The organism is Hydrogenobacter thermophilus TK-6, from assembly GCF_000010785.1.
Taxonomy (GTDB): Bacteria; Aquificota; Aquificia; order Aquificales; family Aquificaceae; genus Hydrogenobacter; species Hydrogenobacter thermophilus.
Map to the genome: position 1 here is coordinate 882,092 of NC_013799.1, position 12,571 is coordinate 894,662.

General features: G+C 43.4%; 15 protein-coding genes, 1 tRNA gene and 1 other RNA gene. 4 read left to right on the forward strand and 13 right to left on the reverse strand.

The window, feature by feature from the left end; genetic code table 11:
- Position 1: 1 nt before the first annotated feature.
- The gene (locus HTH_RS04815; RefSeq protein WP_012963599.1) at positions 2–1,192 is read left to right on the forward strand and encodes an ABC transporter permease; all 1,191 of its coding nucleotides are present in this window, start codon (positions 2–4) and stop codon (positions 1,190–1,192) included.
- Complete coding sequence (locus HTH_RS04820; protein ID WP_012963600.1) at positions 1,185–1,844, forward strand: ABC transporter ATP-binding protein; 660 nt, start codon at positions 1,185–1,187, stop codon at positions 1,842–1,844. Before HTH_RS04815 ends, HTH_RS04820 begins: the two co-directional genes overlap by 8 nt.
- On the opposite strand, the gene HTH_RS04825 is transcribed toward HTH_RS04820, so the two are convergent.
- The 4 genes from HTH_RS04825 to HTH_RS04835 form a co-directional block, all read right to left on the reverse strand.
- Positions 1,841–2,770 (reverse strand): glycosyltransferase family 2 protein, encoded by a 930-nt coding sequence (locus HTH_RS04825; protein ID WP_012963601.1) that lies wholly within the window; start codon positions 2,768–2,770, stop codon positions 1,841–1,843. The two genes, HTH_RS04820 and HTH_RS04825, sit on opposite strands and share 4 nt — an antisense overlap.
- 27 nt (positions 2,771–2,797) lie before the next feature.
- Positions 2,798–2,871 (reverse strand) — tRNA-Arg (locus HTH_RS04830).
- An RNA gene (ffs, locus tag HTH_RS09670) (signal recognition particle sRNA small type) lies at positions 2,869–2,954 on the reverse strand. The genes HTH_RS04830 and ffs overlap by 3 nt, the downstream gene beginning before the upstream one ends.
- Entirely contained in the window at positions 2,951–3,901 is a 951-nt protein-coding gene (locus tag HTH_RS04835; protein ID WP_012963602.1) for a YbgA family protein, read from the reverse strand. Before HTH_RS04835 ends, ffs begins: the two co-directional genes overlap by 4 nt.
- A gap of 14 nt (positions 3,902–3,915) precedes the next feature.
- On the opposite strand from HTH_RS04835, the gene coaE reads away from it, so the two are divergent.
- Positions 3,916–4,509, forward strand: a complete 594-nt coding sequence (gene coaE / locus HTH_RS04840) for a dephospho-CoA kinase (RefSeq protein WP_012963603.1) — start codon at positions 3,916–3,918, stop codon at positions 4,507–4,509.
- Here coaE and HTH_RS04845 read toward each other — a convergent pair.
- The 3 genes from HTH_RS04845 to HTH_RS10070 form a co-directional block, all read right to left on the reverse strand.
- The gene (locus HTH_RS04845; RefSeq protein ID WP_012963604.1) at positions 4,492–5,691 is read right to left on the reverse strand and encodes a (Fe-S)-binding protein; all 1,200 of its coding nucleotides are present in this window, start codon (positions 5,689–5,691) and stop codon (positions 4,492–4,494) included. The genes coaE and HTH_RS04845 overlap by 18 nt on opposite strands.
- A 114-nt stretch (positions 5,692–5,805) precedes the next feature.
- Positions 5,806–7,014 (reverse strand): FAD-dependent oxidoreductase, encoded by a 1,209-nt coding sequence (locus HTH_RS04850; protein WP_012963605.1) that lies wholly within the window; start codon positions 7,012–7,014, stop codon positions 5,806–5,808.
- Positions 7,002–7,121, reverse strand: a complete 120-nt coding sequence (locus HTH_RS10070) for a twin-arginine translocation signal domain-containing protein (RefSeq protein ID WP_232500403.1) — start codon at positions 7,119–7,121, stop codon at positions 7,002–7,004. The genes HTH_RS04850 and HTH_RS10070 overlap by 13 nt, the downstream gene beginning before the upstream one ends.
- Positions 7,122–7,285: 164 nt before the next feature.
- Here HTH_RS10070 and HTH_RS04855 point away from each other — a divergent pair, with 164 nt between their 5' ends.
- Positions 7,286–8,311 (forward strand): PAS domain-containing sensor histidine kinase, encoded by a 1,026-nt coding sequence (locus HTH_RS04855; protein ID WP_012963606.1) that lies wholly within the window; start codon positions 7,286–7,288, stop codon positions 8,309–8,311.
- Here HTH_RS04855 and HTH_RS04860 read toward each other — a convergent pair.
- From HTH_RS04860 to HTH_RS04885, 6 genes are read right to left on the reverse strand one after another with little or no spacing between them, the layout of a single operon-like run.
- On the reverse strand, positions 8,279–9,604 hold the full coding sequence (locus HTH_RS04860) for a sigma-54-dependent transcriptional regulator (RefSeq protein ID WP_012963607.1): 1,326 nt from the start codon (positions 9,602–9,604) through the stop codon (positions 8,279–8,281). The two genes, HTH_RS04855 and HTH_RS04860, sit on opposite strands and share 33 nt — an antisense overlap.
- A gap of 15 nt (positions 9,605–9,619) precedes the next feature.
- Entirely contained in the window at positions 9,620–10,528 is a 909-nt protein-coding gene (gene era / locus HTH_RS04865) for a GTPase Era (protein WP_012963608.1), read from the reverse strand.
- Positions 10,528–10,980, reverse strand: a complete 453-nt coding sequence (locus HTH_RS04870) for a hypothetical protein (protein WP_012963609.1) — start codon at positions 10,978–10,980, stop codon at positions 10,528–10,530. The genes era and HTH_RS04870 overlap by 1 nt, the downstream gene beginning before the upstream one ends.
- A 54-nt stretch (positions 10,981–11,034) precedes the next feature.
- Positions 11,035–11,910 (reverse strand): DNA methyltransferase, encoded by an 876-nt coding sequence (locus tag HTH_RS04875; RefSeq protein WP_044520460.1) that lies wholly within the window; start codon positions 11,908–11,910, stop codon positions 11,035–11,037.
- Between the two features lie 35 nt (positions 11,911–11,945).
- Positions 11,946–12,260 carry a hypothetical protein gene (locus HTH_RS04880; RefSeq protein WP_012963610.1) on the reverse strand — a complete coding sequence of 105 codons (315 nt, stop codon included), beginning with the start codon at positions 12,258–12,260 and terminating at the stop codon, positions 11,946–11,948.
- Positions 12,261–12,270: 10 nt separating this feature from the next.
- A complete protein-coding gene (locus tag HTH_RS04885; protein WP_012963611.1) occupies positions 12,271–12,570 on the reverse strand; it encodes a hypothetical protein in 300 nt (99 codons plus the stop codon).
- Position 12,571 lies beyond the last annotated feature (1 nt).

Genomic DNA, 12,571 nt, shown 5'->3' on the forward strand with positions numbered 1-12,571 from the left:
TGTGCCACCCGCTTTAAAGACCGTCTTTAACATTGCTCTAAGATACACATTGGCCAGTAAGGGTTCAACTCTGTTGGTATCGGTAATAGCCTTGCTGGGTGTGGTTTTGAGCATAGTGGCTATTCTTCTTACTATGGGTGTGTTTGCAGGATTTCAGCATGCTCTCAAGGAGAAGATACTTTCCACATCACCGCACATAGTGGTAAGCCTCTTAGATAGCCAAAACATGCCAGACTACCAAGAGAGGATAAAAACCCTAAAAGGCGTAAAAAGTGTTTATCCCGTAGTTCTCTATCAGGCTATAGTGTCTAAGGGGGGATCTCTTCAGAGTGTGAGCATAAAAGGTATGAAGCCTTCCGACATAATTCAAAAAAAGAAGTTTTTGGTAAAAGGAGAGTTTAAAGGTGGGCTTTTGGTGGGCAAGGGGCTTGCGGACATAATGGGTATAAAGCCTGGTGATGAGGTGCTTCTGGTCTCCCCTATGGGCAAAAGCACACCCTTTGGCTTTTTACCTAAGGTGGGACACTTTAGAGTAGATGGCATCTTTCAGACGGGCAGTTTTGACCAAGATTATCTTACTGTCCTTATGCCCATGTCTGAAGCTAATGATTTCTTTGGACCCTCTTGGCAACTTTATGGTTTTGAAGTATTCATAAAAGACCCTTACAAAGCACAGCAGGTAAAGGCACAGATAGAGAAAGAGCTATCAGATTCTGCCATAGTAAGGTCGTGGATAGACCTCAATAAGCCTCTCTTTAATGCGCTTGAACTGGAAAAGGTGGGCATCTTCTTTGTGCTTCTTTTGATGGTTATGGTGGCATCTTTTAACATAACGAGCCTTCTATTTATGAAAGTCAGGGAAAAGATAAGAGATATTGCCGTTTTACGCACCTTTGGACTAAAGAGAAGAGAGATAGCTTTGATATTTTTAATTCAGGGAATAACTTTGGGTGCTGCTGGCGCTCTACTTGGTCTTTTCATCTCCTTGCTGGGTGCATATCTCATCAACGAGTACAAGCTGGTGAGGGTGCCGGCAGATGTTTACCTTATGGATCATGTACCTGTCTTTTTTGAAGTATCTGACATAGTTATAACCTTAAGTGGTGCCTTGCTGCTTTCTTTTGTGGCAAGTCTCCTGCCAGCATACAGAGCCAGCAGAACTAACATAGTGGAGATACTAAGAAATGAGTGAGGTCATAAAAACGGTGAATCTCTGGAAGGTTTATTCCGATGGTACCAAAGCACTCAAGGGTATAAATTTGGTGGTGAAGGAAGGGGAGCTGTGCGGGCTTATGGGTCCTTCTGGTTCTGGTAAAAGCACTCTCCTTCATCTGATTGCAGGTCTTGACCGCCCTACAGAAGGTAAGGTATTTCTTCTGGGAAGAGATATTACAAGCATGGGGGAAGATGATTTGGCGGAATTTAGAAAAAATAACATAGCCTTTGTTTTTCAGTTTTACTACCTTTTGGAAGACTTTAATGTTCTTGAGAATCTCCTTATAGTAGGTCAGCTGGCAGGTCTGAAAGATGTCAAAAAGAAGGCTCTTGAAATTCTGAGTTTTTTAAGGCTTGAGGACAAAATAAAGCACAAACCTAATCAGCTTTCGGGTGGTCAGATGCAAAGAGTGGCTATAGGCAGAGCGCTGATGCTTGAACCTAAGGTGCTGCTTGCTGACGAGCCTACTGGCAACTTGGACCTTGATGAAGGTAAAAGAATATTTGAGCTTTTTAAACACCTCAATCAAGAGAAGGGCATCACCTTTCTTATAGCCACTCACAACACAGAACTGAGCAAGTTCTTTGACAGAATAGTGAGAATAAGGAATGGCATACTAACGGATTAGAGGTTTATCTTCCTGTCAATGATATATGGCTTGTCTTCCTTACTTCTGTAGTATATCCTTACCAGAAGCTCTGCTATTATTCCTGTTGATATGAGCTGTATGCCTGCAAGTATAGAAAGGACGCTAAGCACCAGCAAGGGTCTTCTTCCTATATCCTCTCCCAAAAACAGCTTTATCAAGATAAGGTAAGCCAGCACTAAAGAACCTGTAAAAAGCAGCAGAAAACCTACAGAGCCAAAAACATACATGGGTTTGTTTATGTACTCATTGAGAAACTTAACAAGAAGTATGTCAAGGATCACCCTTATGGTTCTGCCCAAGCCATACTTGGACTTGCCGTAGAGTCTTGGGTGGTGTCTTACTACCACCTCGGTTATCTTGGCTCCGTGCCTTTTGGTAAGGGCGGGTAGAAATCTGTGCATATCACCGTAAAGTTCAAGCTCTTTTAAGATGTCTGCCCTGTATGCCTTTAGAGTGCATCCATAGTCGTGAAGCTCCACACCTGTAACCTTAGATATTATCCAGTTGGCTATCATAGAAGGGAGTCTTCTTGAAAAGAAGGGGTCTTTGCGATCTTTTCTCCACCCACTCACCAGGTCATACCCTTCTTCAAGCTTTCTAATTAAAGCTGGTATGTCCTCTGGGTCATTTTGTAAGTCTGCGTCCATGGTGATTATGATCTCTCCCTTTGCGTGTTGAAAACCTGCATACATGGCAGCAGTCTGCCCGTAATTTCTTCTGAATCTTATAACCTTTACCCTGCTATCTTTACCTGCTATCTTTTGAAGGACTTCAAAAGTGCCATCATCAGAGCCATCGTCAACAAATATAATCTCATAATCACCTTCCAACACCTTTGTGAGCTTTTCGTAAAGTATTGGGATGCTGTCCTTTTCGTTGTACGCCGGAATGACAACGGATATCATCGTCTTAGAATTATAACACTTTTGGAGCGGGCCCGGAGGGACTCGAACCCCCGACCTAGGGATTAGAAATCCCTTGCTCTGTCCAGCTGAGCTACGGGCCCTTTACCCCGCACCCGGGACTGCAGGCTTACCGTTGCTCCCTTTCGGGCCTGGCGGGGTTTACCCTTTCCCGTTGCGGGGCTAATTATTAATTATAGCATCTTTTAGCTCCTCCGGGTATGGCTCCAGGTATGCTTGCTCCAGCAGGTAGCTCTCTTCAAACCTGTAAGCAAAGCTCTTTATTATGTCTGTAAGGGTGTATAGGTCTCTCTTTCCCTGCTTGAACTTCTCCATCAGAGACACAAAGTGGGATTTTTCTTTCTGGTTAATATGGCGTGAGAGATGCCCAAACATGTGCAGGAGCACATTGGCGTGCTGCTTTCTTGATGGTCTTCTTTTGAGAGCTTGCATAAAAAGAAGGCTATACATTTTTACGCTCTCCCGAAGGTTTCCCTTGGAGTTGGCTACAAGCCTTCCCATCTCTTTAAGTTTTACCTGAGAGTGAGCCATAAGCAGGTACTTATATTGCCTGTGAAACTCCATAAGCTGCGTTACGGAATCCACCCTTGAAAGTGCGCTTCTAAGATGAGCTATAGCAAAAAGCCTTGTAAGAAAGTGGTCTCTTATCTCTGGATTTTTGAGCCTTCCCTCGTCCTCAACAGGCAGCAGTTCAAACTTTTCCAGCACCCTAAGAGCAAAAAGCCCCTTTCCTCGCTTGTAAAACTCCTTAGCGTAGGGGTCTTTGTATACAAGCGTTCCAGAGATACCGCAGGAGGGAGACTTGCTTTTGAGTAAAAAGCCGTCAACTTCTGGCAATGAAGAGAGGAAGCTTTCGGAGAAAGAAAGCATCTCTTGTGTGATGTCCCTTCCCGTGGAAGGCTGGAAAAGCCTTGGCTCTTTGTCCATGTATACTATAACTCTGTCCCTTGGCACTCCAAGACCTATGGAAACCTCCGGGCATACAGCTATGGTCTGGCAGTATTCTCTGAGCTTTATGGCAAGCTCGTCTTTTACCACCTGTCCGTTGTATCTTACCTGCTGAAGGTCCAGGCAAGCACTGATAACCAGCACGGGTTTTACAAAGCTTCTCATGTAGAATTAATTTAATGCTAAAGGTTGGTCTTACAGGTAATATAGGCTGTGGCAAATCTACAGTTGCGCGCATGTTTATGGAACTTGGTGCATACACCTTTGATGCAGATGCAATTATAAGGACTTTTTATCAGGAAAAGGGAGAAGTCTACAGAAAAGTTGTGGAAGCTTTCGGAGAGGGTATTTTGGACAAGGAGGGAAACATAGACAGAAAAAAACTCGCAGATTTAGTTTTTTTGGACATTAACAAACTCAGACTTTTGGAAAGCATCACTCATAAGGCTCTTTATGAGAGGCTTGAGGAGGAGTTTAGAAGACTTCCTCAGGATGCCATAGCTATCGTTGAGGCAAGCCTTCTTGTGGAAAAAGGCACTTATAAGAACTATGACAGGCTCATAGTAGTTTATGCTCCTTATGAGGTGTGTAAAGAGAGAGCCATAAAATCCGGGTTTTCCTCAGAGGACTTTGAGAGGCGATGGAAGAATCAGATGCCACCTGAGGAGAAGCTAAAGTATGCGGACTTTGTTATAGATAACTCAGGGAGTTTAGAAAGCACTCAAAAGCAGGTAAAGAAGGTCTATAGGGAGCTTTTAAACCTCGTCCACTAACCTCTCTGCCAGATAATCTGCCAAGTGCATCACCTCTTGAGCAGTCTTGTGCTTTATGGTGCCGTCCTTTAAATTCAGCACACAGCCGGGGCATGTGGAAAGAACTATATTAGCACCGGTGCTTGCCAGGTCCTCTATCTTCTCCTTCTGTATCTGGTCCGACATTTTGGGATTGGTTATAGAAAAAAGTCCTGCAAAGCCACAGCAGGATTTGTCCTTTTGAGCTTTTTTCAGCTGCGCATTCTCAACTGAATTCATCACCGAATAAAAAACCTCGTCTTTTACCTTCATAGCACTGTAAGAGTGGCAAGGCACATGAAAGGTTATGCTCTCTCCTTTGCCCACAAACCTGAGCCTTTTGTCCTGCAAAAGCTCTGCAAAGTCGTAAACCTTCTTGTTTATTCCGTAGTCCTCCTGCAGAGCGCCACCGCATGTGGGACAAGCAACCACTATAGCATCGTAATCATACTTTTGCATCTCCTTTAGATTGTGATCTTTTAGTCTTTCAAAAGTCTCCGTGTTGCCCGAGTAGTAGTGGGGTGCGCCACAGCACCTTATGTCCTCCGGCACCACCACCGTATAGCCTGCTCTGTTTAAAAGCTTTACAACGTTTTCACCAGTTTTACCGTAAAAGGCATCTATCATGCACCCTGTAAAGAAGAGGAGTTTTGCTTTCTCTTTCTCCGCTTTAAAAACCTTACCCCTAAGACCAAAAGCTTTTGAGGTAGGCTTTGGCATAAACTTGACAGCTCCTGTGGGAAACGGCGTCTTTATCTCATTTGTGGGAAGAAGGCTCATGATTCTACCTGCCAGCTTTACCAGCTTTCTGCCTACCTTGGTTTGCATAAGTTCAAGAGATTTAAGACCAGCGGACTTTACCATACCAGCACCCAACTCCTCCTTTTGCATATGCCTGGCATATACCAGTATCTCCTTATAATGCACATCGTTGGGACATATCCACTCACACCTTCTACACATGGCGCACTCGTCCCACTGCTTAGCCACTTCACCCGTAAGAGGTATTTCTCCTTCTATAACCATCTGCGCAAGGGCAAGCCTGCCTCTTGCAAAGCTCCCCTCTTCCTGATTTACACTGTAGGTAGGACACACTGACTTGCAAAGGCCACACTTTACACACTTCTGGGCAAGATCTATAGGAATCTCAACTGCCTTTTCCATAGTTTAACTAAATATAGCTTTTTGGGAAGCTTTTTATATGATAGGATTAATAAAAAACAAACCCCCTCATGGGGGGTGCTTAAGAAGAGGTGAAAGGGACTGGAAAAAGGGAGGTTACGCAAACATGTCTCTGTATAGTCCCTTCGCCCACTCTATGTAGGCTTTGTAATTGCTCTCCTTTGGCTGTTCGTCCATTTTTACATTAGCAAACTCAAACTTTCCGTTGCCCAAATACTTGTAGGTTAAGTCTATCCATATGGCTTCTTGAGGTGCAACCGCGGAGTAGCAAAGGGTTCTTGGGGGTTCATAAGCTATCTCTTTGCCAGCTATCTTTGCAAGTATGAGTTTCGCTATATAGTGAGCTTCCGTATTGGAAGTATTTCCACTCTTTGAGAAGGGCTGGTTTCTTGCATCTCCCGTTACATAAACCCTCTCATCACCTACCGCATGATACTTCAGAGGGTCTATGTCAGGCCACCTCTCACCCTTCTTCACAAGACCTGCCTTAAAAACTATCTCTCCAGCTTTGCAAATAGGATAAATGGCACCATCGTCAAAGTCAATGTCTCCATAGGCTTCCGTTGATATCCTGCGCTTATTCACATCAACGGATTTTATACCTGCATTGGGATAGTACTCTACATAACCTTTCACTATGTTATCCCACGCGTAATGAAAGCCCTTTGCCTTAACGGGTGGGTCAGGGTGGTTGTCCACGAGTACTACCTTGCCGTTTACCTTATTCTTTTTGAAATACCATGCTATAAGCGTTGCCCTTTCATAGGGAGCAGGCAGACATCTGTAATCAAGACCCGGCGGTACGGTGAGGACAAAGGTACCTTTCTCAAAGTTCTGTATTTTTTCCTTTATCCTTATATGTTCCGAAGCTGGTATGAAGCCTGCCGGATAGCGCACCTGTGCAAGCTCTATCTCTTTGGGGTCCTTTATCCAGCTTTCGTAGTGGTAATCTATGCCGGGGGCAAGCACTAGGTAATCGTAGCTTAGCACCCCTTTGTCAGTGTATACCTTTCTTGCAGACCTGTCCACATCAATCACCGAGGTGCCTGTGAGTATGTGATAGCCGTGTCTGGCTGCAGGTGTAAGAAAGTCATGCATGAGAAACTCAAGGTTCACCAGGTCAACAAGCCAGAGGTTGCTCACAGGACATGAGAAGAATTCGTGCCTTTTGTCAATGAGAACTACATCCACATTGGGGTTGCCCATCTTTATGTACTTGGCTATGGTCAGTCCCGACCAGCCGGCACCTACTATTACGACGCGTGGTGAATTTTTGGAAGGCTTAGGTAGATTTAGCTCCTCCATTTTTTTTTTGCAAAGGTAAAGCTCGCACCTCCGCTTAAAAGACTCGCAGCAACTACACTGCTACCCGAAAGTTTTAAAAATTCCCGTCTGTCCAAGCGCATCTCCATACCTCCTTGTTTTTAACACTTGCATTAATTTATATGCAAACTGCGTGCCAAAATAGGAGTTGAAAGACACACCTTGCCTTTTGCACATGCTCTCTTACAAAGGATGACACATATGACAGAATGCAGGGACATGTGTGTCCCAAGTGGTATACTATAACCCCATTATGAGGGAGTTTTCCATATTTGATGATTTTGAAGAGGAGGTTGTGGTAATAGACAGAAACTACAGGATACTTTATGCCAATAACAAGTATGCGAAGGATTTGGGCTATACTTCAAGAGAAGAAGTTATAGGTAAAGAGTGTTTTAGAATCTCTCATTACAGAGATGAACCGTGCGATGGTGAGTGTCATCCGTGTCCTCTCAAGGAGATAGAAAAGACAGGAAGGGCTGTCCATGTGATACACACCCACTATACTCACGACAAAAGCGAATTTCCAGTGGAAATATGCGCCTATCCCCTCAAGGAAGGGTCCGTTTTGCAGATAATAAAGAGTATAAAAGATGATAAGGAGAAGTATTACCTTTTCAGCTTATCTCAGAGGTTAAGCTCCATATCTCAACTTGCTTTAGGGGTTGCTCACCAGATAAATACACCCCTTAACATTATATACACATGCGCACAAATGCTTGAAAGGGAATCTGGAGAGAAGGAAGAGATAGTAAAGATAAAGGAGGCTGTGTGTGCATGTAAGGATTACATAAATAAACTTCTCCTTATGGTCCGCAACTCAAAGGAGCGGAGCCTTGTTGACATAAAGAAAGCTGCGGAAGATTGTATAGATCTTCTAAGAATATACGCAGAGGAGAAGGGCGTGATCATTGAAAAACAATTGACTCAGTGCGGTTTCGTTTTGGGTAGCGAAGCGGATGTGAGGCATGTGATCACCAACCTGCTTGTGAATGCTATACAGGTTTCTGACAGAGGGCAAAAGGTTTATGTAAGAACTGACGCTAACGATGGGTATGCAGTTGTAGAGGTGCAGGATGAGGGTCCTGGCATAGACCCCGAAGAGCTTAATAAGATATTCCTGCCCTTTTATCAGGGTAAGAACAGAAAGAGCAGCGACGGATGCGGATTGGGTCTTTCTATAGTGGAGAGCATACTCAGGGATATGGGTGGTAGCGTGTATGTGGATTCTTCGCCGGGTAAAGGGTCAAGGTTTGTCGTTAAGTTCCCTCTCCTTTAATACCCTCAACTTCCTGTAAACCGTTCTCTTACTGCATCCAAGAACTTCTGCCACTTTGTTCACATCCTTTAAAAGCCTCAAAAGGTAAGCTGTATATCTTGCTTCAAGAAGCTCAAGGTCAGGCATGCCTTCAAATAGTTCCTTTTCAACAGGACCATTTTCTCGCGATACAAAGAGATAATCATCCACCAAGTCTCCCTCTGCCAGTATGCAGGCCCTCTCCAAAAGATTTTTCAGCTCCCTTATGTTTCCCTTCCAGGGATAGTTTTTGAGCATTTCCATAGCCTTCGCACTCACTCTTTTATTCCACTTGCTTAGAAAGAAATTGACTAATATGGGAATGTCTTCCCTTCTATCCCTGAGGGGCAAGAGTCGTATCTCAAGAATACTAAGTCTGTAATAAAGGTCCTCTCTGAACAGTCCTTTTTCGCATAGAGCTTTAAGATTTTTGTTGGTTGCGGATATGATCCTTACATCCGCAAATTCCTCCTTGACAGAACCCACTCTTCTAAACCTCTTTGTTTCTATAAACCTCAGAAGCTTTGGTTGTATGTGCTGAGGTAGGTCGCCTACTTCATCAAGAAAAAGCGTGCCACCCTTTGCCATCTCAACAAGACCTTTCTTCTTGTGAGAAGCTCCAGTAAAAGCTCCCTTCTCGTAGCCGAAAAGCTCGCTCTCAAAAAGTTCTGGAGGTATGGAAGTGCACTCCACCACTAGGAAGGGCTTTTCCCTCCTATTTGAGAGTTCATGTATGTACCTTGCCAGTACCTCCTTACCGGTTCCAGTTTCACCTACGATGAGTATGTTGGTATCGGTTTTTGCGTATCTTTCACAAAGGGAGAGGATTTCCGCAAATTTTGGGCTCCTTGTCTCAAAGGTGTAGTCCATACCCTTTCTGATGAGTTCTTTTAGTGTCAAATTCTCCTCTTCTGTGAGCTTCTCTTTCATAGCCCTTTTTATGTCCGCTTCAAGAATGTCAAGATTGAAAGGCTTTTGAATAAAGTCGTAAGCACCGGCTTTTATGGATTCCACCGCCGTTTTTATATCACCGTAGCCTGTTATGACTATTATCTTTGCATCGCTCACTTCCTTTACTCTCTTTACTACCTGCACTCCTTCTGCATCAGGAAGCTTGAGATCAAGAAGAACAATGTCGTAAGATTCATTAGTAAGAACTGTAAGCGCTTCTTTAAATGTACCCACACCCCTGCAGATGTAATTGCTCTTTGATAAGGCTTTTATGAGAGCATCCTTTAAGCTGGCATCATCTTCAACTATGAGAAGGCTTACCATAACTTTAAAGATACATCACTCAAGCCTGTAGCCAAAGCTTTTGACCAGCTCTGGCCTTTTTCTCCAGTCGGGCTTTACCTTTACCCAGAGTTCTAAGTAAACTTTCCTGCCTGTTATAAGCTCTAGCTCCTCCCTTGCGAGTTTGCCTATGGACTTTAGCCTCTGTCCACCTTTGCCTATAATGATGGGCTTGTAGTTTTCTCTGTCTACCACAATCTCTCCCTTTATGACCAAAACAGAAGGGTCGCGAGTGCCTTCAGATATCTCCGTTATCACCACCGCAACGCCCTGAGGTATCTCTTGGTGTATTTTCATGAGCACCTTCTCCCTTACTATCTCGGCTGCCAAAAGGCGCAGTGGAAGGTCAGTAAGCATCTCAGGGGGAAAGAGAGGTTTGCCATCTGGCAGATACTTGAGTATGGTTTTTAAAAGCTCATCTATGTTATACCCTTTGAGAGCGCTTATTGGCAGCACTTCCTTAAACTCACCATGTTTTTTTATAATCTCCTCCGCCAGTGGAAGAACTTGGCTAACATGTCCCACTCTGTCCACTTTGTTTATAACCAAAAAGATGTGCTTTTCCTGAGCTAAAGGTTTTATGTAATTGGAAAAGACCAGCTCATCATCCTCCAGCCAGCCATCCTCCGCATCTATCATAAAGAGTATTATGTCTGCATCCTGCAGGGAAGCGCTTGCCACCTGCACCATAGCCTCTCCCAGAGCGTCTTTTGGTCTGTATATACCCGGTGTGTCAAGAAAAACTATCTGAGCTTCATCCGGTATGTTTTTAACTCCCAGAATCCTTATGCGTGTGGTCCCCGGCTTGGGTGATACTATGGACACTTTTGTGCCTATGATCTGGTTAAGAAGGGTGGATTTGCCCACATTGGGTTTTCCAACTATGGCAACATAACCAAACTTCATCACAAACCAAAAAGCTTTTTGATACGCTTTAATATGTTGGTTCTTCTTCTCATTTCGTAGCTCAGCTTCTCCGTCGTTTCTCCTATCCTTCCCAGCAGCGTGGAGAGTATTTCTTTATCCTTTATCCTCTCATCGTACAAAAACTCTTTTAGCACTTGGCCGGTAGCATCCAAAGCCTGAATGACTCTCTCCAGCTGTTTCTCTTTTTCAAGGTCCACCTTGTCCACAGCACCTTCCAACGCCTTCCATATGGCTTCTACCGCACTGCTGAAACTCTTAGTGCCTGTTTCGTAATCTCCACCAAACTGGCTAAGTATCTGCGTTAGCTTGGACTTTAGCATGAACTTATACTGTGTAAGCTCTGCATAAAAAGGCTCTCTTTTGTCTATATTCTCAAAGAAGTCTTTCACCATGCTTACCACGCTATCCTCTATACTAAGCACTCTATCCATTCTCACTCTCCTCAAAAATTTTCTTTCAAATAGATTTTAGCACATTAGCTGTATTCATACATTATCAAACAGTTTAGAGGAATTGCCTTCTGACAGAACTTGCCTTATTCTTCTTTCCGCAAGTTTAACATAATCCTGGTTTATCTCATATCCTACAAAATACCTACCGCTTTTTATTGCAGCTATTGCAGTTTGACCGCTTCCCATAAATGGGTCTAAGACAACCTCACCCTTAAATGTGTAAAGCTGGATACACCTGTAGGGTAGCTCTATTGGAAACGGAGCAGGATGCCCAATTTTCTTTGCAGATACTGCTGGAAATACCCATACGCTCTTCGTAAATTCCAAAAACTCATCTCTAGTTATTGTGCTTTGTCTTTTAAGAGGATTTCCTCTTTTAAAAGTATCTTTGGAAAAGACCAGAATGTACTCGTGAATATCCCGTAGTGTGGGATTTTGGGCGGATAACCAGCTTCCCCATGCGGTGGATGGGCTTGCGCTTTTGTCTTTATTCCATATAATCTCTCCCCTCATAAGGAAGCCTATATCTAGCATGTCTTGGATGATGAATGCATGCAGTGGAATGTAAGGTTTCCTACCAAGATTTGCCACATTTATGCAAACTCTACCCCCCGGAACAAGGACTCTGTATACTTCTTTCCAAACCCTTTTGAGAAATTCCAAGTACTCCTTAAAAGATAAATCCTTATCGTATTCCTTACCCACATTGTAAGGAGGCGAGGTGACTACTAAATGAACGCTGTTGTCCGGTAGCTCCTCCATACTTTCACTACTTTTACAATAGATTCTGTTAAGATATTCTTGAGATATTTTTTGCTCAAAATACTTTACTTGCTTTTCTTTTGGAAAGTCTTTGTACAATCTACTTGAATAAAATCCACTAGAATCGTGATTGATTCTACCAGAGATACCAAACTTACTGGTTTTTGTTCCTCTCCTTTTTTTTAGTTGCCATGATAGTTTTCCCTAATCATTTCAAGAAACTTCTCTGCTTTTCCTTCGTATGTAGGCTCTCTACTTGCTATCTCTATTATTTCTCCCAGTCTGCTTTTGGTAATCATAGCCGAGAAAAACTCCCTATTTTCGGTTATCAAATTTTTAATTACACCTTCAAGTTCTCCATAATCATCTATTCTAATAAAACCTCCTCCGCGAGTTGATTTAATGTTAATAGGACTATCTTTATCCAATGGATTAGGATTTACGGAATAAAAACCCTGAATAATACCTGATAACTTCTTACTCCAGAGCTCCCTCATTCAATTATTTTTACTCCCCCTCAAAGGATTGTAATTCTTCCATAAGCGATTTTATCTGATGCATCACAGCACCTTTGAGCTGTTCCACGCTGGAGTTCCAGTAAGCCTCATTGAAAACCAGCTTTTTCTCAGGACCTTCCTCGTCAAAAGCACCCAAGTAGCGCACTATTACCGTCGGATATGGAGTTTCTTCTTCGCAATCTTCTTCCTCAATGCCCGGGAAGCATACGAGGAGTTCTATCTCAGGAGGTACAGCCATGCCTTTTAGCTCTTCTGCCAGCCTCTTGAAAACTTCTTTGGGATACTTCATA

Coding starts and splice junctions, on each gene's coding strand:
- HTH_RS04825 (WP_012963601.1), bottom strand. CDS start 2,770: ATGATATCCGTTGTCATTCCGGCGTACAACGAAAAGGACAGCATCCCA.
- coaE (WP_012963603.1), top strand. CDS start 3,916: ATGCTAAAGGTTGGTCTTACAGGTAATATAGGCTGTGGCAAATCTACA.
- HTH_RS04835 (WP_012963602.1), bottom strand. CDS start 3,901: ATGAGAAGCTTTGTAAAACCCGTGCTGGTTATCAGTGCTTGCCTGGAC.
- HTH_RS04860 (WP_012963607.1), bottom strand. CDS start 9,604: ATGGTAAGCCTTCTCATAGTTGAAGATGATGCCAGCTTAAAGGATGCT.
- HTH_RS04870 (WP_012963609.1), bottom strand. CDS start 10,980: ATGGATAGAGTGCTTAGTATAGAGGATAGCGTGGTAAGCATGGTGAAA.
- HTH_RS04845 (WP_012963604.1), bottom strand. CDS start 5,691: ATGGAAAAGGCAGTTGAGATTCCTATAGATCTTGCCCAGAAGTGTGTA.
- HTH_RS04855 (WP_012963606.1), top strand. CDS start 7,286: ATGAGGGAGTTTTCCATATTTGATGATTTTGAAGAGGAGGTTGTGGTA.
- HTH_RS04850 (WP_012963605.1), bottom strand. CDS start 7,014: ATGGAGGAGCTAAATCTACCTAAGCCTTCCAAAAATTCACCACGCGTC.
- era (WP_012963608.1), bottom strand. CDS start 10,528: ATGAAGTTTGGTTATGTTGCCATAGTTGGAAAACCCAATGTGGGCAAA.
- HTH_RS04820 (WP_012963600.1), top strand. CDS start 1,185: ATGAGTGAGGTCATAAAAACGGTGAATCTCTGGAAGGTTTATTCCGAT.
- HTH_RS10070 (WP_232500403.1), bottom strand. CDS start 7,121: ATGGAGATGCGCTTGGACAGACGGGAATTTTTAAAACTTTCGGGTAGC.
- HTH_RS04885 (WP_012963611.1), bottom strand. CDS start 12,570: ATGAAGTATCCCAAAGAAGTTTTCAAGAGGCTGGCAGAAGAGCTAAAA.
- HTH_RS04880 (WP_012963610.1), bottom strand. CDS start 12,260: ATGAGGGAGCTCTGGAGTAAGAAGTTATCAGGTATTATTCAGGGTTTT.